This is a genomic window from Rhodococcus qingshengii JCM 15477 (genome assembly GCF_023221595.1).
In the GTDB taxonomy this organism is placed as follows: domain Bacteria; phylum Actinomycetota; class Actinomycetes; order Mycobacteriales; family Mycobacteriaceae; genus Rhodococcus_F; species Rhodococcus_F qingshengii.
Map to the genome: position 1 here is coordinate 1,186,493 of NZ_CP096563.1, position 19,045 is coordinate 1,205,537.

A 19,045-nucleotide genomic window follows, 5' to 3' on the forward strand; every position below is an offset into this window, starting at 1 on the left:
GGAACTCGCGAGGCCTGCGCTCTCAGCGGCTGCCGTACTCAACCTGGTTCAGCACGGAAGAATCTGCGTTTCCGCTGCGGTCGATCTCGGGACGAGTGTTGTCCGACGCGGCGGCCGTGACACCGAAGATGACGCCGGCACCCAGAACGGCACCGATGACAGCGCTGGCCACACCGGGGACAAGGAACTTCGTCATCGCGGATCTCCCAATTGGTCGTTAGTCGGTCGTTCGCGGTCGGACGGACTTACCGGCCCGTACGAACTGCTCGGGTCAAGGTATCACCCGCACTCGAGAATCCGGACGATTACCCTCGTGACGTGCTGGTCAGTCGAGGGTTTCGGCACCAAGCGCGGTCAACAGAGTGCGCAGTTTCGTGGACGTCTCGTCGAGTTCGTCCTGCGGATCCGATTCGGCGACGATTCCGCCACCCGCGCTGGCCCAGGCAGTGAAGCCGTCTGCACCGATCTCGGCGCAGCGGATGGCAACCACCCAATCGCCGTCACCGGCCTCGTCGCACCATCCCACGGCGCCGCCGTAGAAACGCCGAGGTTCCTCGGTCTCGCGGATGACCTTCAGTGCCGCGTCAGTGGGTGTTCCGCACAGCGCGGGCGTCGGATGCAGCGCGATGGCGAGGTCGAGCGCAGTAGTGTCGTTTCGCAGCGTGCCGCGGATCGGGCTGGCCAAGTGCCAGACCTCGTGAGTATTGGTCAGTTCGGGAGTTGCCGGCACCGACAGATCACTGCACATCGGTTGCAGGACCTCGCGGATCCACGACGTCACGAAGGCGTGCTCGGCCAGATTCTTCGTCGAATGCAGAAGGCTTTCGCCTGCCTCGCGGTCTTGATCGGCGTCGGCGGATCGCTTGGTGGTCCCGGCCAACGGGCGACACGTCACGACGCGCCCGCGTCGACTGACCAATACTTCGGGCGTCGCGCCGACCAGGCTGTGGCCCGCGAATTCGGCTCCCGCAGCAGAGAGGTCGACGGCAAAGGTGTTGGCGACGGGATTGAGCGCCGCCATGCGTGCGGCGAGCGCGGTTGGGGAGATCGGGGTCTGCGTGCGAAGTTCCACAGTGCGAGCCGCGACAACCTTGTCGATCTCTCCACTGCGGAGGCGTCCGATCAACTTTTCCACTCGACGAAGATGCTCCGACGACGACGGGATCTCCCGGTCAACCCGGGTCGTGGGCAGGGCCTGGGGATCGCGCGGTTGCCACGGCCGCGACGCGATCGTCGCCTCGGCGGGTTCGTACAACGCCGTTGCGGCAGCCGGGTCGAAGGGGAGCGCTCCGACGATCAGCTTTGTCGTACCTGCCGACAGAGCGTGGGTGGCCGCGTCGGAGCTGTCGAAGCTGCGTTGTACGCCGCGGGTGACCACGCTGTGATCGGGGCGCGAGAGAACAAAACCGTCCATGGTGCTTTCGACACTAGTCGGCCACGGATCAGGAATGCGCGAAGGTCACTTCCCCGGAGGGACGATCAACACCGGCCGATGACTGTGACGCAGAACATGATCCGCGACGCTGCTCTGCAGTAGCGACCGCAAACCCGTGGTGCCGCGGGTGCCGGTCACGATGATGTCGACGTCCAATTCGTCTGCGGTTTCGACGATTGCAGACCAGATCGCGGATCGGCACTCGGCGCTTCTACCTTCGACGGTCAGGCCTGCGGCCTCGGCCAGTGCGACGCCCTCGGCGAGGGTGACTTTGGCGTCGGTGTACGCGATGTCCTCGACGTCGTCGTCGGGAACCCACTCCGGTTGCATCACCCCGGACAGGCCGGACATGCGAGCGGCCTGGCGAACCATGGGCTCCCAGGCAGTGACGAGAACAGCACGATTGGCGGAGAGGAAACGCCCCGCATAGTCGACTGCACGCTTGGCGTTGTCGGAACCGTCGTACGCGATGAGCATCAGACCTTGTGGCATCACGACCTCCTCGTCAGCGGGGGAATCGGTTCTCTTCCAGGCTACCGTCCCGATGTGCCCGTGAGGGAGTGTATGGGTACCGGGTCCGTTACGGTCGAGGTATGCGGATCAAGTTTCTGAAGGCTGCGACGACCATTGCTTTGTGCGGAGGGTTGGTTGCGGGATGCTCGGGCGAAAACGGGACCGCCGATCCGGTTTCGAGCGCCCCGACCAGCACCAGCACCGAGATCACGTCGACGCCTGCGGCATCGAGCTCCGCACCCGTCGCCGCGTCGTGCGGTAGTGACCTTCTAGCCTCGCTGTCCTTGCGTCAGAAACTTGCCCAGCTGCTCAACGTCGGCGTCACCGGGACCGACGACGCAGTGTCGATAGTGCAGAACGAGGAGATCGGCGGCATATTCGTCGGAAGTTGGACCGATCAGTCGATGCTCACCAATCGTGAAGTGCCGCAGGTTGCTTCGGCGTCGAAGTTGCCGTTGATGGTGACGATCGACGAAGAAGGTGGACGAGTTTCCCGCGTCGCGGACATCCTCGGGCCCGATCCGTCGGCCAGGGAAACGGCGCAGACCATGACAGTGGAACAGACGTACCAGATGGCACTCGAGCGTGGACGCGGTTTGAAGGATCTCGGGATCACCGTCAACTACGCCCCCGACGTCGACGTCAGCAGCCAACCCGACGACTCCGTGATCGGGGACCGCTCGTACTCCGACGACCCCCAGACCGTGGTTGCCTACGCCGGTGCGTACGCGCAGGGCATGCGCGATGCCGGAATCTTCCCGGTGATCAAGCACTTTCCCGGGCATGGCAGCGCGTCGGGTGACTCGCACCGGGGCGAGGTGACCACGCCGCCGCTACAGGATCTGATCGCGTCGGACCTGATTCCCTTCCGTGAGCTGTCGGGAACCGGAGTCGGCGTCATGATGGGTCACCTCGAGGTTCCCGGTCTGACCGAGCCCGGTACCCCTGCCAGCATCAGCCCCGCAGCCGTTGCGTTGCTTCGCGACGGAGTGGGTTACGGCGCAGCGCCGTTCACCGGCCCGGTGTTCACCGACGACCTCAGCGGCATGCAGGCGATCACCGACCGATACGATATTGCCGACGCGGTTCAGGCTGCGCTGGTGGCTGGAGTCGATCAGGCATTGTGGCTGACAACCGACGACGTTCCGCGGGTTCTCGATCATCTCGAGCAGGCCGTCGCGTCGGGTGAGCTTCCGCAGACGCGGGTCGATCAGGCCGTGGTCACAGTTGCCGCTGCCAAAGGTGCCGTGACCTGCTGAGTCGAAGTCAGGATTCGACGCGCAATCTTACCGTAGAGTAAGATCGACATTTACCCTGTGGTTGGAGGAAGCATGGCCGGCGGTACCAAGCGACTGCCACGCGCAGTGCGTGAGCAGCAGATGCTCGACGCGGCTGTGGACGTGTTCTCCGACAGGGGGTTTCACGAAACTTCGATGGACACCATCGCAGCCAAGGCCGAGATCTCGAAGCCGATGCTGTACCTGTACTACGGCTCGAAGGAAGAGTTGTTCGCGGCGTGCATTCATCGTGAAGGGCTCCGCTTCCTCGAGGCCCTCGCCCCGGCCGGCGCGCCGAACCTGACTCCGCGTGAACAATTGCGCGCCGCTCTCGAGGGCTTCCTCGGGTTCGTGGGCGCAAACCGCAAGTCGTGGATGGTGCTCTACCGTCAGGCCGTCGGGCAGCAGGCTTTTGCGGGCACCGTGCAGTCCAGTCGCGATCGGTTGATCGAGTTGACCGCGCATCTGCTCGAGTCCAGCACCAAGGATCCTGATGCCGCGCACGATTACGGGATCATTGCCATCGCGCTCGTCGGCGCCGGTGAGGCGGTAGCGGACCGGGTTGCGGGTGGGGAAATCGAAGTGGATGCCGCAGCGGATCTACTCGAATCCCTCGCGTGGCGCGGTCTGTCGGGCAAGAAGAAGTCCGAATAGCTCTCAAACCAATCTGAGCGAACGTACCTTTCAGCGCATCCAAGGCGCCGAAAGGTACGTTCGCTCAATTGGGGCGGGTGGGAACCCGACAAAACTCAGGTCAGCGCAGCGTCGCAGTGACGTGCGGGTAACCCTTCTTCGGGTGGCGCAGTGACAGATCCCAGCCGTCGTCGGTGCGATCAGCGTAGGCATTCAGCGTCGCCGGTAGCAGAATCGGCTTCCCGAAACGCACGCTGTACGTGACCTTGTCCGCGACGGACCCCTCGACGGTCCGCAGAACTGCCGCGGCACTCCACATTCCGTGAGCAATGGTCTTCGGGAAACCGAAAGCCTTCGCGCCCAGAGACGAGACGTGAATCGGATTACGGTCGCCGGAGACAGCGGCGTACTTGCTGATCGTGGTCTGGTCGACGCGGATGGTGCTCATCGGCATCGGGGGGACCTCGTCGGCCTTGGGCTCCGGACCGGGCTGGCCGGACAGGGAGGTCTTCTGCTGGTTCAGGAAGCTCGAGGTCTGTCGCCAGACCAGTTCCCGTCCCACCCGAATTTCGGTGATCACGTCGATCAGCAGGCCCTTGCGGTGCTCACGCAGGTTCTCGGCATGCACCGAGAGGTCAAGCGGTTCGCTGACGGAGATGGGCCGCAGTGATTCGATGACGTTCTCGGCGTGAACGGAGCCGACGGCGGCGAAGGGGAAGTCCTTCGACACCATCAGCTTCATCACGGTAGGGAAGGCCAAGGTGAAGGGGTACGTGATCGGCAGAGTGTCGCCGAACCGCAGTCCGGTCACGCGGCAGTACGCCGCCAGATTGTCGGTGTCGACCTTCAATCCGGTGAGGGTGAAGGTCTGCTGTGGCACCGAGCGCGAGTTGGACTTGTTCCACGGCAACAATCCCAGTACCGCGCGGGAGTAGATGTCGAGGGTCTTCGGCTGCTCGGTGAGCGCGACGGTCTTTGTTGCCATCATGCGCCCAGGAGGCTCTGGCCGCAGACGCGAACGACCTGTCCCGTAACGGCATTGGAGGCCGGGCTGGCGAAGTATGCGACGGTCTCGGCGACGTCGACGGTCTCGCCGCCCTGCAGGAGCGAGCTCATGCGGCGGCCGGCTTCGCGGGTGGCGAAGGGGATGGCTGCGGTCATGGCGGTCTCGATGAAGCCCGGTGCGACGGCGTTGATGGTGATGTTCTTCTTCGCCAGGACGGGAGCTTCGGCGTGTACGAGGCCGATGACGCCGGCCTTGGAGGTGCCGTAGTTGGTCTGGCCGCGGTTGCCCGCGATGCCGGCGATGGAGGAGACGTCGACGACGCGGCCGCCTTCCTTGAGGGCGCCCTTCTCGACGAGGTGCTCGGTGATCTTCTGCGGTGCAAGAAGATTGACGTTCATGACCATGTTCCAGCGGCCCTCGTCCATGTTGGCGAGGGTCTTGTCGCGGGTGATGCCGGCGTTGTGGACGATGATGTCCGCTCCACCGTGACGCTCGAGGAGGTGAGCTGCGAGGACCTCGGCTGCGTCGGCTGCCGTGACGTCGAGGGCGAGGGACGTGCCGCCGACCTTGTTCGCGGTCTCGGACAGCGCTTCGCCGGCGGCCGGGATGTCAGCGCAGACGACGTGCGCGCCGTCGCGGGCCAGGACCTCGGCGATGGTGGCGCCGATACCGCGGGCTGCGCCGGTGACGACGGCAACCTTGCCTTCGAGCGGCTTGTCCCAGCTTGCGGGCGCGACGGAATCTTCAGCGCCGACGACGATGACCTGGCCGTCGACGAAGGCGGACTTTGCCGAAAGGAGAAAGCGCAGAGTCGATTCCACGCCGGAGAGTCCGGTGGATGCCTTGGGGGAGACGTAGACCAGCTGAGCGGTGGAGCCGCGCTTGATCTCCTTGCCGACGCTGCGGGTGAAGCCTTCCAGAGCGCGCTGCGCGACATGCTCGTCGACGCTCGACGTTTCTTCCGGCGTCGTGCCGAGAACGACGACGCGAGCCGACGGTGCGAGGTTGCGGATCACGGGCTGGAAGAACTCGAACAGCTGCTCGAGCTCGCTGACCTGAGTGATTCCGGTGGCGTCGAACACGAGTCCACCGAAGCTGCTGTCGTGTGCCTGAGCCGCCGGGTAGTCGGAGAGCAGTACGCGAAGTGGTTCTGCGAGCCGACCCTTGCCGCCGATGAGGACAGGTCCGGCGAGTGCGGGTTCCCCTGCTTTGTAGCGACGCAGGTTCTCGGGCCTGGGCAGGCCGGCCTTCGACGCGATGAATGCGCCGGGGGCGGACGAGAGGAACTGTGAATAGAGGTCGGGAGCTCCCTTGCTGGCTGCCACGGTCCTACCTTCTGTTGTGTTTCGGGTTGTCTCTCACCGGGCAATCGAAAGAATGCGGCGATAGACAAGTAACTTACTACTGAGTAAGAATAGTCTTCAACAGGTAATCGCACCATCCTTGGAGACGCAAGTGACAAGCAAAGCCCGTTCAAATGCAAAGCCCGCCGCACCGCGCACTGCACCGGCCGCAGCCGCTGCAAATTCTGCAGGTCAGCGCCGTCCGGTTGCGATCGTCGGCGGAAATCGCATTCCGTTCGCACGCTCGGACAAGGCGTACGCACAGGCGTCCAACCAGGACATGTTCACTGCGACGCTCGACGGTCTGGTGAGCCGATTCAATCTGCAGGGCGAGAAGCTCGGCATGGTCGTCGGCGGTGCGGTGCTCAAGCACAGCCGTGATTTCAATCTCATTCGCGAGTCCGTTCTCGGCAGCGCGCTGAGCCCGTACACGTCGGCGTACGACCTTCAGCAGGCGTGTGGCACGGGACTGCAGTCGATCATCGCCGTCGGCGACGCCATTTCGGCCGGCCGCATCGATTCGGGCATCGGCGGCGGCACGGACACCACGTCCGACGCCCCGATCGGCGTCAACGATCAGGCGCGCGAGTTCCTGCTCTCCCTCAATCGCGCGAAGTCCACGGGCGACCGCATCAAGCTGCTCGGCAACGTCCGTGCGGGCATGCTCGGCCTGGAAATTCCGCGCAACGGCGAGCCTCGCACCGGCAAGTCGATGGGTGACCACGCTGCGATCACCGCCAAGGAATTCGGCATCAAGCGCGAGGACCAGGACGAACTTGCCGCTGCCAGCCACAAGAACATGGCAGCTGCCTACGACCGCGGTTTCTTCGACGACCTCGTCACCCCGTTCCTCGGCCTGACCCGCGACGACAACCTCCGTCCCGGTTCGACCGTCGAGAAGCTGTCGACGCTCAAGCCCGTCTTCGGTACCAAGCTCGGCGACGCGACGATGACGGCAGGCAACTCGACGCCGCTCACCGACGGCGCTTCTGCAGTGCTCCTCTCCACCGACGAGTGGGCAGCCGAACGCAATCTTCCGGTTCTGGCGCACCTCGTCGATTCCGAAACCGCTGCCGTCGACTACGTCCACGGCAAAGACGGGTTGCTCATGGCTCCTACGTACGCGATCCCGCGTTTGCTGGCCCGCAACGGTCTGACCTTGCAGGACTTCGATTACTACGAGATCCACGAAGCCTTCGCTTCGGTGGTTCTGGCAACCCTGCAGGCCTTCGAGTCGGACGAGTACTGCAAGGAACGCCTCGGCCTCGACGGCGCATTGGGATCGATCGACCGAAGCAAGCTCAATGTCAACGGATCGTCCTTGGCTGCAGGTCACCCGTTCGCGGCAACCGGCGGACGTATTGTGGCTTCCCTCGCAAAGATGCTCGCGGAGAAGGGTTCGGGCCGCGGCCTGATCTCGATCTGTGCGGCCGGTGGCCAGGGTGTCACGGCGATCATCGAGCGGTAACCGCTCCACAATCTCCCCATGCGACTGAAAACTGCGCTCACCTGCAGTGATCGTCGCGAGGGGATGCGTAATCGGGGATCCGGCCACGAGGGGTGGCCGGATCCCCGAACTCTTTGCAAACTTTTTCGCGCAGGCGTGTAACGCTGCAGAATAGCTACCGATATTCATGACAGCCCCGTGTTGCTGCCTGACCCCCGACCTGGCAGCAGCGCGGGGCTCTCGTATGTCCGGATATCCTGTATTGAGTTGTCGGTGAGCGCCGCAGCGACGGTTGATGCAGCGAGGAGCCAACAGGTGAGTGACGAAGAGGGTCCGTCCGTCGAGAAGACGAACAGCGAGGACTCGTCCCTCCCGGAACAGGAACTCGAGTCGGTCGAGGAACCTCAGGCGGTCGAAGAGACCGAGTCGGTCGAGGAACCCCAGTCGGTCGAGGAACCCGAGGCCCCTGAGGACACCGAGGCCGTTGTCGAGGCTGAATCAGTAGAACCTGAACCAGCCGAAGCACCAAGACCTGTCGACGAAGAAGCAAGCGATTCCACGGAAGCGACAGTCGACGAATCGGCAAACGAGGTCACCACCGTCATCCCTGTCGTCCCAGCGGAGGACGCACCGTCGACGGAAGTAGTCAACTCGGCTCCGGCGACAGAAGCCATCGACGAGCAGACAGAGCAGTTCGAGCCCCCGGCAGTGGTGGTTCCCCCGAAGCCGCCGCGTCCCGAGTTCGTGCAGCAGTACGACACCCAGCAACTCGAACCCATCCAGCAGCAGTACGAGCCTGTTGTCCGAGAACCAGAGGTAGTTGCACCCCCGGCGCCGCAACAACCGGTGGCGCCCGCTTCGCAGTCTTCCCGCAAGTGGGTCAAACCGGCGATAGCAGTCGGCGCCATCTTTGCCGTCGCAGCGATTGCCTACGGAGTGGACATCTTCACCTCGTCCGGGAAGACACCACGCGGCACTCAGGTCGCCGGGGTGGACATCGGTGATCTCACGCCCGCCGACGCGGAAGCCACGCTGCGCGCCCAACTCGGCCCGAGGCTCGTCGAACCGGTAGCGGTACATGCAGGCGGCGTCGACTCCGAGATCGTTCCCGCGTCTGCGGGTGTGGACGTCGACTGGTCGGCGACGCTGTCGGGCGTGAACGCTCAGCCCATCAACCCGATCACCCGCATCACGTCGTTCTTCGGCTCCCGCGAGGTGCCCGTGGTGTCGGCAATCGACCAGGGTGCGTTGGATGCGTCGATGGCGCAGCTCGCGGCGAACAGCGATCGTGCGCCCGTCGAAGGTGCAGTCGTGTTCGAGAACGGGAAGGCGACTGGTGTTTCGCCCGCTGCCGGTCAGGCGCTCGAAACGCAGCAGGCGGGTTCGACCTTCGCCGCTGAATGGTCCGATGGTGGCGTCGTCGATCTTCCGGTCGACGAGGTTCCGGTGACGGTCACTCAGGCCGGTGTCGATCGTGCGCTGCAGGAGATCGCTATTCCAGCTGTCTCGGGTGACGTAGTGGTCAACGGCCGTGACGGCAAGGTCGCGACACTCGGCGTCGATCAGATCGGCGAGGTTCTGACCTTCACACCCGACGGCTCGGGTGGGCTGACTCCGCAGTACAACACGGATGCTGCGATCAAGATTCTGACTCCGCAGTTGGCGTCGACGGAAGTACAACCCAAGGACGCGTCGTTCACCTTCGCCGGTGGCAAACCGTCGGTTGTGCCCGGTGTCGTCGGTGATCTGATCAACTGGCCGGACACGGTCAAGGAACTTCCGGTTCTGTTGGGCAGCACGGCTTCTCGGGCAACGCCCGCCGTTTACGGACCGGTCCCGCCGGCGTTGACCACCGAAGCCGCGGAGGCCCTCGGCATCAACGAGGTGATCGGCGAATTCACTACCGGTGGTTTCGAATACGCGTCTGGTGTGAACATCGGCCTGGCCGCGTCGGAGATCGACGGGGCCGTGATCAAGCCCGGTGACACGTTCTCGCTCAACGAGTACACGGGCCCGCGCGGTGCGGCGCAGGGATACATCGAGTCGGGGATCATCAACAACGGTCGCCCGGACAAGGCTGTCGGCGGCGGTATCAGCCAGCTCGCGACGACGCTCTACAACGCGACGTATTTCGCAGGTATGGAGGACGTCGCGCACACCGAGCACAGTTACTACATCTCGCGGTACCCCGAGGCTCGTGAGGCGACCATCTTCGATGGTGCGATCGACCTGCAGTTCCGTAATCCGGCGAAGACCGGCGTGATGATCGAGACGATTGCGACGTCGTCGAACATCACAGTTCGGATCTGGGGAACCAAAACCGTCGATGTCACGTCGACGACCGGCCCGCGTACGTCGCCGACGTCGCCGAACACCGTGACGTTGCCGGAGGGGCCTGGTTGTGTGGCTTCGAGCGGTGCACCCGGGTTCACGGTCAGCGACACTCGCGTGATCACCGACCACGCGAGTGGCGCCGAGATTTCCTCGAACACCCGAACCGTCAAGTACGACCCGGTGCCGATCGTGAAGTGCGAGTAGGGGATTACTTGCCGACGAGTGGGCCGAGGGTGCGGCCCGCAAGGTCGACGATGCCTGGCTCTTCGCCGTTGGTGATCAGGTTGATCACGACGCCGTCGATGCCGTGGTCGAGGATGCGCGTCTGAACCTGCTCGGCGACGTCGTCCGGGCTGCCGACGAAATGGCGTTCGGTGGCCTTGGCGACCACGTCTTCCGGCGCCGTGGTGATGTCGAGGCCACGCTCCGCGAGAAACGTTCGCTGATGGGCGCGAGCCTTGTCGCCGTCCTCGTCGATCATCATGAACGTGAGGAAGCTGGTCTCGAGGGTTGCGGGATCGCGACCGGCTTCGTCGCAGCGTGCCGCAAGTGCTTCCATCTTGCGCGGCAGTTCCGACGGGTCGCAGATGATGTTGAGGTGATCCGCGAAGCGAGCGGCGAGGCCGAACGTCTTTTTCTCACCGCCACCGCCCAGCAGGATCGGCAGGTCGTCGCGGACGCGAGGCTCGTTGATGGCGTCCTTGACGTGGTACCACTTGCCGTCGAAGGTGGGGCGATCACCGCGGAGCATCGGCGCGATGATCTGCAGTGCTTCGTCGAGTTTCTGGAAGCGCTCGGTGAACGTTCCGAACTCGTATCCGAACGAATTGTGTTCGAGTTCGAACCAACCGGCGCCGATGCCCAGGATGGCCCGACCGCCGCTCACCACGTCGAGGGTGGTGACGGTCTTGGCGAGCATGGGCGGATTGCGGTAGGTGTTTCCCGTGACCAGTGCAGACAACTGGATGGTCTCGGTGGCCGTCGCCAGCGCGGAGAGCGCCGAGTAGGCCTCGAGCATCGGGGCGTCCGGCGCTCCGATTCCGGGGAGTTGGTAGAAGTGATCCATCACGAATGCAGTGTCGAAGCCTGCGGCTTCGGCTTCGCGGGCCTGCGCTATGACGGTGGGGAAGAGGTCCTTGACCGGACCGCCGTAGCTGAAGTTGGGCATCTGGTATCCGAGGCGAGTGCTCACCGTTTCGACGTTACTCGCGATCGGTTGACCTGGCACGATTTTACCAACTCTATGGATTCCGTTGTGCTGGGCAGACTTCCGGAAGTCAGAGAAGTTCTTCGGCCGCTTCGCGTCGCTTGGCTCGCTGCTGGTGAAGCTTGACTGCCGCGATTGCGATGCCGCCACCGACAATTCCGCCGACGAGAGCGCCGACCCAGGTAGACGATTCTTCGTAGGAATCGAATTTGAGACGCGCCATGATGCCGACTGCGGCGACGAGGTACAGCGCGATGCCGATCACGACCCGGGGGCGGTTGTAGTTGGACAATACGTAGACATCGACGTCGCACCGAAGTGCATAGATGATCGTGATCAACGAGCCGAACAACGCAACGATCAGCAGGGCGAGCGAGATCCACGCCCCTGTTCGGCCGGCGACCCAGGGCAGAATCGCCGAGCTGACGAATATTGCCCAGAAGACACTCTGGAGTCCCACCGCCGAGGCTTCGTTCCAGACGTCGCGCTGACGCTCGTCCTTGTAGAAGTCGTCGTCCAGATCGCCGACGAACCGCATTGCCTTCATCATGGTGCTCATGCCGTCTCCTCTGGAATTTCTGTGGTGAGTTCCGATTCGGGTAAGGGGAAGAGCGCTTCGACGGTGGTCCCCAGCGCCAGGGCCAGGCGAAGTGCCAGGTAGACACTCGGTGCATAGTCACCGCGTTCGACGGAGACGATGCTCTGTCTACTCACCTGACCTGCCGTGGCCAGTTGCGCCTGGGTGAGGCCGGCGAGGCGTCGGTGCTCCCGCACGTTGTTGTCGCCGGCCTTTCCAGTCATGCAAAAAGTAAAGAATACTTGTCACTAGATGTCAAGTTTGCTTGTCATATGAGAGGCTGAAGAGCATGCGTGAACGATTTCTCGAGATCGCCCTGGCCAATCCGGTGGTCGCAACGATCGTGGATCGTGCGCCGAAGCTGGGATTGCCGGAGTGGTACCTGACGGCGGGTGGGCTCTTCCAAACCGTCTGGAATCACATCGACGGCCGTGATCTCGGCGCCGGAATCAAGGACTACGACCTGTTCTACTTCGACGCCGGCGATCTGAGCTACGACGCGGAGGACCGTGTGATTCGTTCGGCGGCAGAACTGTTCGCCGATGTGGATGCCGATGTCGAAGTACGCAACGAAGCCCGCGTGCACCTGTGGTACGAGCAGCATTTCGGGATTCCCGGCGTTCCGTTCACCAGTTGCTGCGACGCTATCGACCACTTCGCTTCCACAACTTGCTGTTTCGGGATCACCAAGGGATCAGACGGCACCGTCGACGTGTATGCCCCGCATGGATACGACGACCTTTTCGACATGATCGTCCGCCCCAATCCGGTACTGGCGCCGAGAGAGGTTTACGAGGCCAAGGCGGCACGGTGGCGCAGGGAATGGCCCGCGTTGACCGTGGAGCCTTGGCCGGAGAACCTGACCTAGACTTCGATCGGCGGATGCAGCCTGTCCATGGTCCATTGCCGATTTCGGCGTGAGAGGCGTGTCTTCCCTGGTCGCAGTGCGTCCGCCACGGCCACGAACTGTGGCCGATCCGTGTCGACCCTGCTGTCTCGTCCGTCCGTGCATGGAGACAACCGGCCGGATTCAACGCATCCAGCTGTAGTTCTGGTAGTTGAACCCCCGCAAGACCTTGCGCCTTTCGGAATCGTCTGCGCTAATTTCACGAACTTTCAGTGTGCTGCGACGTTCATCCATGATTGTCTGGGTCCCCTCATGGTGAAAATCTCTTCCGATATTTGGTGGATTGTTTCTAATACTTTACGTCTAATTCTTTAGTGCTAATAAGGTTTCTCCAATGTGAATAGCAATCATCACTAACAAATGAACATTCTACGGTGAAAGTGTGGTTTGTCTATGTGACTTTTCGTGCAACGTGCGATATATCGGAATATTTTCTGCTCGACGACTGTCGTGGCTTTTCAAACTTCTCGACTATTTGGATTGTCGGTTTAAACGCTTTGCATTCGATGCTCGAAATTTCATTGAGAAAAATATCGAGGTTGGAAGAAAAATTTCTAGAACCTGTTCCCGGATGGACAAAATGTGAGTACAGTGACTCACGTCACCAGAGCTTCGGGTCCTGTTCAATGCGAGCTCTCACCAGGGCATTCCCTTTTAGGGAAAGCTGTAGCCCTGCGAGCAGGGCCATAAATGCGAAGTTGGCGATAGCCCCGAAGATAGCAGGTCGGTTGGTAATAAGAGATGGTCAGAACAGATCGGGTTGGAGTGTTAAGGACTCCGCGCTCTCGCCTATGAATTGAACGCCTGGGGTCTATCAATTCAACCGAAGGAAGAACTCGTGAAGTTGACTGCCAAGAATTCCGTCAGAGGTGTCCTGCTCGGTACCGCAGCCGGTGCGATGGTGCTCGCCGGAACCGGTATTGCATCCGCTGCCACCGTCGGCGCTGCTGGCTCCGCCGTAACTCTTTCCGCATCCTCTGCGTATCAGGTATGTGGCAATTTCTACGTCGGCCCGGACGCCCACGTGGCGGGCGTGCCTTCTGGTGCCAAAGCGGTAGTGGGCGCCCAGGTCACTGGCAAGCTATACAGCTCATCCTCCAGCACGACTCCGATCACGACCTTCACCGCCACAACGAATGCCGCGGGTGGATGGTGCATGCAGGGTGACTCGGCGATGGCTAGCACCGTGACGAGCGGTGGTGAGGTCAGGATGTCCACCGACACTCCGACCGTGTTGGACGGCACAACAACTCGCACAGGGCAGTGGTCGGGCGGCGGGGCGGACGCCGTCATCGATGCAGGGGAGTTCCTCCTCCATGGCAATGCGTTCATCTTTTCGGATAGGGCCTCGAAGGTGAACTTCTACTACCAGTAAGTCGATCGGCTGCAAGGTTGATCGTAAGAACCTGGACGGGTTGGAGTGCGGGTCTCCGTGCTCCAACCCGTTCGCCGTATGACGCCGTGTTGCGAGTTCGGGTGTGTGTTTCGGCAATTGTGACAATGGGCGCGGGTGTCGCCAGGGAGATGGCGAATGCTGCTTCGGCTGTGACGAATGCAGGCCTGTCTCTGCGGCTTTGTCTCGCAGCCTGCTCGATGTAATTCGGTCGTCCGGCACGGATTGGACGGCATCGGTATCGTCTCGAAGTCATGGCTTATGGGCAATCGCCGTAAGGTTGGCTCGCAATCAATTCTTGTGCCACCGAATAGTGTTCGTGAAGCCGTGATCGGGAAGTTGGCTGCGCGACCTGAATCCGTGATTCGGGTGGCTTTCTGATCCTGCAAGCGGTTCCATCTCGCTTTCGGTGCAAAATTTCTAGTCCTAAAGATTTAATGAACCGAACTATAGTACTAGGACTTTAGTGCTAACTAAATGAATTCCATCTATGGCAAGAAAAATTCCTAGAACGAGTTCCTAATTTGCAAATTTTGGGTACAGTTGTCGGCACCACGAGGAGTTGCGGGCTTCCCCAAAACCTCGCTTGGCAACCACTGTTGTGCCGGATAAACCGACCTGGCCCCGCGCCACAGTCAGAGCAATTACCTACTGGAAACGGAGTAACAAATGTTAGGTCAGTTCATGGCCCTCCTGCGGGCATTTATCCCGTCCTTTGCAACATCGTTAGGCGACGGGCTTGATGGATTGAACGCAATCTCGCTCGACATGTCCGCGAGTGGAGGAGAGGGCTGATGGGATCCGTGCAGCAAGGTACCGCGTCGCTGGGGCAGACCGTAGAACAGATGCTTCCGATGTTATTTACATATCTGATGGATATCCCGCTCCAACTGTCATTCGGTTACCCCCGGTGACCCTGTTCAATCTGAGGAGAAACTAGATGTCGCTCAACGCAATGAGCACGGACCTGGCTGAACTTGCAACCATGACGTTCTACGCCCTTAGGTTTCCGCTTCAACAATTCCTTGTCGGACTCTCGTAAAGAAGGGTGAACTCATGTCGTCTGATTTCTGGACCGGAAGTGTCAAGAACACGCTAGCGTTTTACGGGCTGACGTTGGTCGGGTTGTGGACCGCATCAATGGAAGGCGGCGGGTGGGCAAGCCTCGATCGATGAGCGCGAAATAGAATATTCGACGTGAGCTGATCGGCAGCTCCGACGATATCTGAGATAGCCGAATGCAGACCCTGTCGTAAAGGTTCCTGGCAGGGTCTGCATCACGTGCGAGGCAGCTTCAAAACATGATCGTCCGCCCCTCCCGGTGCTGGCGCCGCGAGAGGTTTACGAGGCCAAGGCAGCACGGTGGCGCAGGGAATGGCCTGCGCTGACCGTGGAGCCTTGGCCGGAGACCCTCGCCTAGACTTCGATCGGCGGATGCAGCCTGTCCATGGTCCATTGCCGATTTCGGCGTGCAGCAAGTGAACTGGCGCCGAGTGAGGCGACGAGAAGGCCGCCGAGGACGGCGATCGAGACCCACAGTCTCGAGTCGATACCGCCGACGGTGAGTTGTCGTAGCCCGTTCACCGCGTAGGTCATCGGGTCGAAGGGGTGGATGATCTGGAACGGTTTCGCGGTGGTTTCGACGGGATAGATGCCGCCGGCCGAAACCAGTTGCAGCATCAGGAACGCCAGGGTGATGACGCGTCCGACGGAGACTCCGAAGATGGCGTTGAATGCCTGGATCAACGCCATGTACGTGGCAGTGATGAGCATCAGGAATCCGACGGTGCCGAGGGCGTGTGTGGGGTGCAGGCCGACGGCGAAGTGCACGACCAGGTACATCACGATCACCTGGCAGATGCCGATGAGCAATGCCGGCCAGTACGAGGCGAGGACCACTCGCAGCGCGCCGAGTCCGTTTGCGATGGGCCGGTTCTGGAGCGGCTTGAGCAGCATCCAGGTGATGATGCCGCCCACGAACAGCGCGAGGGGCAGGAAGAACGGTGCAAAACCGGTACCGAACGTGCTTGCCCGGTTCTCGTACGTCTCCTGTAGTTCGACCGGGCTGGAGAGGGTTTGAGCGGTTGCGGTTCGCTGCTGATCGCTCCAACTGGGGACCTGGCCGGCGCCCTCGGTGAGTTTGGTTGCGAGTTCGGCAGACCCGGCACGGAGTTGCTCGGTTCCGTCGGCGAGTTTGGCTGCACCGTCGGAGAGTTGGACGCTGCCGTCGGTGAGTTGAACCAGTCCACTGCTGAGGGTTTGAGCGCCGTCGTTGACTTGCTGACCGCCGTCACGCAGCTGTACCAGGCCGTTGCGGAGTTCACCGCCGCCGTTGGCCGCGGCGCTGAGCCCGGCGCGGAAGGTGCTCGAGGGATCGTCGAGTTGGTAAGCGAGTTGTTGTGCGCCGCTCTTGAGTTCGCCCAGTTGACCCATGGTCGCTTCGCCGAAGCCCTGAGTGCGCAGCATGTCCTGGGCAGGCGCGAGGGCGTTGGCGATCTGTTGGCTGACGGGATCCGGGTTCAGTCGAAGGCTGGCCACTGCCTGACCGACCAGCTGTGCGACGTCTGCTTGTGTGTTCCCGAGTACGCTCAGCTGGTCGACGACCTGGGTGACGCCACCACTGAGTTGGCTTGCGCCGTCGCCCAGTTGGACGGCCCCGAGATCGAGCTGCCCCAAACCGTCGGTCAGTGCGAGGACACCGTCCGTGGCGGTATTGATACCGGTCGAGAGTTGCGCTGTACCGCCGGCAAGAGTGGCTGCGCCGTCACGTGCGGTAACCATGTTGTCGGCCAGCGTTTTCGAGCCCGACGCCAATTCGCCGGCTCCGGCGTTGGCAGTGTTCACTCCGGCCGAGAGCTGGAGTGCTCCGTCGGCGGCCTGCTTCAAACCTGCACCCGCGTCGGTCAATCCGACCAGGACCGTCTCGACGGACTGCGCGCCGATCTTGTCGCTGACTTGACTGAGGACCTGCTGGGCGGCGTTTTGGCCGATGATGGTGCCGAGGTAGTTGTTGACGTCGTTGAAGGTGAACTGCAACTGAGCTTTGTGGGGGTCCTTGGTCGTCGGGGAGGCCACGGCCTCGCTGAAATTCTCAGGCAATGTGAGAGAGAAGTAGTACGTGCCGTCCGAGACTCCCTGAGCGGCTTCCTGCTGTGAGACCAGGTGGAGATCGAGCTCACCGGAATCGAGCAGCGCTTGGCTTACCTCGTCGCCCGCGTTGAGTTCCTGACCCTGCACCATCGCACCGCGGTCGGTGTTGACCAGCGCGACGGGGACCTTGTTGACCTCACCGAACGGATTCCAGAAGGCCCACAGGTACATCGCGCCGTACAGCAGTGGCATCAAGATGATGGTGACGAGTGCGATCCTGGGCATCGCGCCGCGGGAGAACCGCTTGAGTTCGGTTCCGAGAGACATTCCAGCGAGCATCGCGGTTACCTCGCCCCTTCTTGGTCGGGATTGGTGACTTCTTGGAGCAGGGTGACGGCATCGATGGGTGATCCGTCGGGCAGCGGGTTGACGGTCGACGCGATGATGGTCTGGTAGCTCCCCATCTCGACCAGTCGCTCGACGAGATATGCGCGCTCGGAGTCACGCCGCACCTGTTCGAGATCGTCGACGACCAGCAAGGCCGGCTTCTTCGTGTTCGCGACGGCGATACGCAGCAGGGTCGCCTCGAGTTCCCCGAGATCGCTGACGTATCGGCCGAGCGCAGGCAACGGATGATCGCCGAAGACGGGAGCGCACACCGCTTCGAGTTCGCGGTCTCCGGCGCGTCCGACGAGTTTGTACCAGGGAGCATCCCAGCGAATTTGTTCGGTGATCAGATCGCGGACGGTGACGGACTCGGCAAGCTCGTCGATGTCCTCGAACCCGGCGATCCCGGCGATCTCGAAGATCTCTCGGGGACGCGTTCGACCGAAGACGGACAGTGATCCGGAACTGGCTTTCATTCGCCCGCTGAGTGTCAGAAGTAAGGACGTACGTCCTGAACCGGCCGAGCCTTCGAGGATGGTCACACCGCCCGCACGAATCTTGAGATTGACGGGTCCGAACACCGGCCCCCATGGGCCGTCGAGCGCCAAGTCCGTGGCGGTCAATGCCAGGTCAGGGGCGTAATCGGGTTGTGCGTGCTCTGGTGCGACCAGGATGATCCCCTGTCTGTTGATCTACTCGGCCTTCGAAAGAACCGAGTGCTGGTTCAGTGGACGTTCGTGCTCACCCAATCACATCGGTAGCGGGCGAGCTGTCCCATGAATGGGATGTGTCGGACACGTCCGGCAACTTGGAGACCGAACGGTATGTATTCTGTTGGAAACGGAACGGGGGAGTCGAGGTGCCGGTTCGTAGACGCGGGATGTGCGCGGTGCTGGTCATGGCCACCCTGTCGGTTGTCTCCTGTGCCGGTGAGCGCGAGTCGCCCCCGTTCGTGTCGAGCGAAAGGCTTTTCGAGTTCACCGGTCGCAATGTCGGACCCTTGACGGTGCCGCCCTTGCCCTCCGATCGGCACGAGTCCGAAGCAGCGCCATACGGAGCCATCACCCTGTCCGGTGGGTGGAGCGGCGCAGCCAATGTCTCGCTGCCTGGATCCGTCACGTGTTTCGAGCACAACTGGGCGGATTCGCTGCCCGCCGGTCACCGTCAGTGGGCCTACGAGGTGCACACGAGTTCCTTCTACGAGTACGACGGCGGCGGCGAATATCCGGGACGTGATTTCCAGTTGCAGGTCTACGTGAACGAGAAACCCGAACCAGGTCAGCACGGGTCCGCGATCATGAAGTTCTCGGATCAGAGCGGACAGTTCGTGTCCTTCGGCGGTGGCGACGACAAGTCCGTCGAAATAGTCAGTTCTCCGGACCGCAGGCGCGTGGCGCTTTCCCTGGCGGGTACGGCGGCACGACCGGGCGAGCAACCGACGACGTCGGTACTGTCCGCGCAGATCAGTTGCCCGACCATCGAGCGCAGATGACACC

General features: G+C 62.1%; 17 protein-coding genes. 7 read left to right on the forward strand and 10 right to left on the reverse strand.

Annotated elements, in window-relative coordinates:
* Window positions 1-22 precede the first annotated feature (22 nt).
* From M0639_RS05370 to M0639_RS05380, 3 genes are all read right to left on the reverse strand, one after another.
* Complete coding sequence (locus M0639_RS05370) at window positions 23-196, reverse strand: DUF2613 domain-containing protein (protein ID WP_003945488.1); 174 nt, start codon at window positions 194-196, stop codon at window positions 23-25.
* 129 nt (window positions 197-325) lie between these two features.
* The gene (locus tag M0639_RS05375; protein ID WP_064074117.1) at window positions 326-1,414 is read right to left on the reverse strand and encodes an isochorismate synthase; all 1,089 of its coding nucleotides are present in this window, start codon (window positions 1,412-1,414) and stop codon (window positions 326-328) included.
* Window positions 1,415-1,459: 45 nt separating this feature from the next.
* Complete coding sequence (locus tag M0639_RS05380) at window positions 1,460-1,927, reverse strand: universal stress protein (protein ID WP_058039142.1); 468 nt, start codon at window positions 1,925-1,927, stop codon at window positions 1,460-1,462.
* 101 nt (window positions 1,928-2,028) lie between these two features.
* Here M0639_RS05380 and M0639_RS05385 point away from each other — a divergent pair, with 101 nt between their 5' ends.
* Both M0639_RS05385 and M0639_RS05390 read left to right on the forward strand, forming a co-directional pair.
* The gene (locus tag M0639_RS05385; RefSeq protein ID WP_007734549.1) at window positions 2,029-3,207 is read left to right on the forward strand and encodes a glycoside hydrolase family 3 N-terminal domain-containing protein; all 1,179 of its coding nucleotides are present in this window, start codon (window positions 2,029-2,031) and stop codon (window positions 3,205-3,207) included.
* Between the two features lie 72 nt (window positions 3,208-3,279).
* Window positions 3,280-3,879: a TetR/AcrR family transcriptional regulator gene (locus tag M0639_RS05390; RefSeq protein ID WP_003945885.1), complete on the forward strand. Its 600-nt coding sequence runs from the start codon at window positions 3,280-3,282 to the stop codon at window positions 3,877-3,879.
* Between the two features lie 100 nt (window positions 3,880-3,979).
* On the opposite strand, the gene M0639_RS05395 is transcribed toward M0639_RS05390, so the two are convergent.
* Together M0639_RS05395 and M0639_RS05400 are read right to left on the reverse strand one after the other, a co-directional pair.
* Window positions 3,980-4,843 (reverse strand): MaoC/PaaZ C-terminal domain-containing protein, encoded by an 864-nt coding sequence (locus M0639_RS05395; RefSeq protein ID WP_007734551.1) that lies wholly within the window; start codon window positions 4,841-4,843, stop codon window positions 3,980-3,982.
* Window positions 4,843-6,189, reverse strand: a complete 1,347-nt coding sequence (locus M0639_RS05400) for a 3-oxoacyl-ACP reductase (RefSeq protein ID WP_003945596.1) — start codon at window positions 6,187-6,189, stop codon at window positions 4,843-4,845. Before M0639_RS05400 ends, M0639_RS05395 begins: the two co-directional genes overlap by 1 nt.
* A gap of 130 nt (window positions 6,190-6,319) precedes the next feature.
* On the opposite strand from M0639_RS05400, the gene M0639_RS05405 reads away from it, so the two are divergent.
* Entirely contained in the window at window positions 6,320-7,675 is a 1,356-nt protein-coding gene (locus tag M0639_RS05405; RefSeq protein WP_003945465.1) for an acetyl-CoA C-acetyltransferase, read from the forward strand.
* Between the two features lie 294 nt (window positions 7,676-7,969).
* Window positions 7,970-10,192, forward strand: a complete 2,223-nt coding sequence (locus M0639_RS05410; RefSeq protein WP_064074116.1) for a VanW family protein — start codon at window positions 7,970-7,972, stop codon at window positions 10,190-10,192.
* A gap of 4 nt (window positions 10,193-10,196) precedes the next feature.
* Here M0639_RS05410 and M0639_RS05415 read toward each other — a convergent pair whose 3' ends face one another.
* From M0639_RS05415 to M0639_RS05425, 3 genes are all read right to left on the reverse strand, one after another.
* Entirely contained in the window at window positions 10,197-11,180 is a 984-nt protein-coding gene (locus M0639_RS05415; protein ID WP_007734562.1) for an LLM class F420-dependent oxidoreductase, read from the reverse strand.
* A gap of 85 nt (window positions 11,181-11,265) precedes the next feature.
* A complete protein-coding gene (locus M0639_RS05420) occupies window positions 11,266-11,754 on the reverse strand; it encodes a hypothetical protein (RefSeq protein WP_007734564.1) in 489 nt (162 codons plus the stop codon).
* Window positions 11,751-11,996 (reverse strand): helix-turn-helix transcriptional regulator, encoded by a 246-nt coding sequence (locus M0639_RS05425; RefSeq protein WP_007734566.1) that lies wholly within the window; start codon window positions 11,994-11,996, stop codon window positions 11,751-11,753. The genes M0639_RS05420 and M0639_RS05425 overlap by 4 nt, the downstream gene beginning before the upstream one ends.
* 65 nt (window positions 11,997-12,061) lie before the next feature.
* Between M0639_RS05425 and M0639_RS05430 the strand changes: the two genes are divergently transcribed.
* Window positions 12,062-12,640 carry a nucleotidyltransferase family protein gene (locus M0639_RS05430; RefSeq protein WP_064074115.1) on the forward strand — a complete coding sequence of 193 codons (579 nt, stop codon included), beginning with the start codon at window positions 12,062-12,064 and terminating at the stop codon, window positions 12,638-12,640.
* A gap of 877 nt (window positions 12,641-13,517) precedes the next feature.
* The gene (locus M0639_RS05435; protein ID WP_054781872.1) at window positions 13,518-14,054 is read left to right on the forward strand and encodes a hypothetical protein; all 537 of its coding nucleotides are present in this window, start codon (window positions 13,518-13,520) and stop codon (window positions 14,052-14,054) included.
* 1,434 nt (window positions 14,055-15,488) lie between these two features.
* Here M0639_RS05435 and M0639_RS05440 read toward each other — a convergent pair.
* Together M0639_RS05440 and M0639_RS05445 are read right to left on the reverse strand one after the other, a co-directional pair.
* A complete protein-coding gene (locus M0639_RS05440) occupies window positions 15,489-17,501 on the reverse strand; it encodes a YhgE/Pip domain-containing protein (protein WP_007734572.1) in 2,013 nt (670 codons plus the stop codon).
* A 5-nt stretch (window positions 17,502-17,506) separates the two neighbouring features.
* Window positions 17,507-18,178: an ATP-binding cassette domain-containing protein gene (locus M0639_RS05445; protein ID WP_428481019.1), complete on the reverse strand. Its 672-nt coding sequence runs from the start codon at window positions 18,176-18,178 to the stop codon at window positions 17,507-17,509.
* Window positions 18,179-18,408: 230 nt separating this feature from the next.
* Between M0639_RS05445 and M0639_RS05450 the strand changes: the two genes are divergently transcribed.
* A complete protein-coding gene (locus M0639_RS05450) occupies window positions 18,409-19,041 on the forward strand; it encodes a hypothetical protein (protein ID WP_223304492.1) in 633 nt (210 codons plus the stop codon).
* Window positions 19,042-19,045 lie beyond the last annotated feature (4 nt).

Coding starts and splice junctions, on each gene's coding strand:
- M0639_RS05370 (WP_003945488.1), bottom strand. CDS start 196: ATGACGAAGTTCCTTGTCCCCGGTGTGGCCAGCGCTGTCATCGGTGCC.
- M0639_RS05375 (WP_064074117.1), bottom strand. CDS start 1,414: ATGGACGGTTTTGTTCTCTCGCGCCCCGATCACAGCGTGGTCACCCGC.
- M0639_RS05380 (WP_058039142.1), bottom strand. CDS start 1,927: ATGCCACAAGGTCTGATGCTCATCGCGTACGACGGTTCCGACAACGCC.
- M0639_RS05385 (WP_007734549.1), top strand. CDS start 2,029: ATGCGGATCAAGTTTCTGAAGGCTGCGACGACCATTGCTTTGTGCGGA.
- M0639_RS05390 (WP_003945885.1), top strand. CDS start 3,280: ATGGCCGGCGGTACCAAGCGACTGCCACGCGCAGTGCGTGAGCAGCAG.
- M0639_RS05395 (WP_007734551.1), bottom strand. CDS start 4,843: ATGGCAACAAAGACCGTCGCGCTCACCGAGCAGCCGAAGACCCTCGAC.
- M0639_RS05420 (WP_007734564.1), bottom strand. CDS start 11,754: ATGAGCACCATGATGAAGGCAATGCGGTTCGTCGGCGATCTGGACGAC.
- M0639_RS05425 (WP_007734566.1), bottom strand. CDS start 11,996: ATGACTGGAAAGGCCGGCGACAACAACGTGCGGGAGCACCGACGCCTC.
- M0639_RS05430 (WP_064074115.1), top strand. CDS start 12,062: ATGCGTGAACGATTTCTCGAGATCGCCCTGGCCAATCCGGTGGTCGCA.
- M0639_RS05440 (WP_007734572.1), bottom strand. CDS start 17,501: ATGCTCGCTGGAATGTCTCTCGGAACCGAACTCAAGCGGTTCTCCCGC.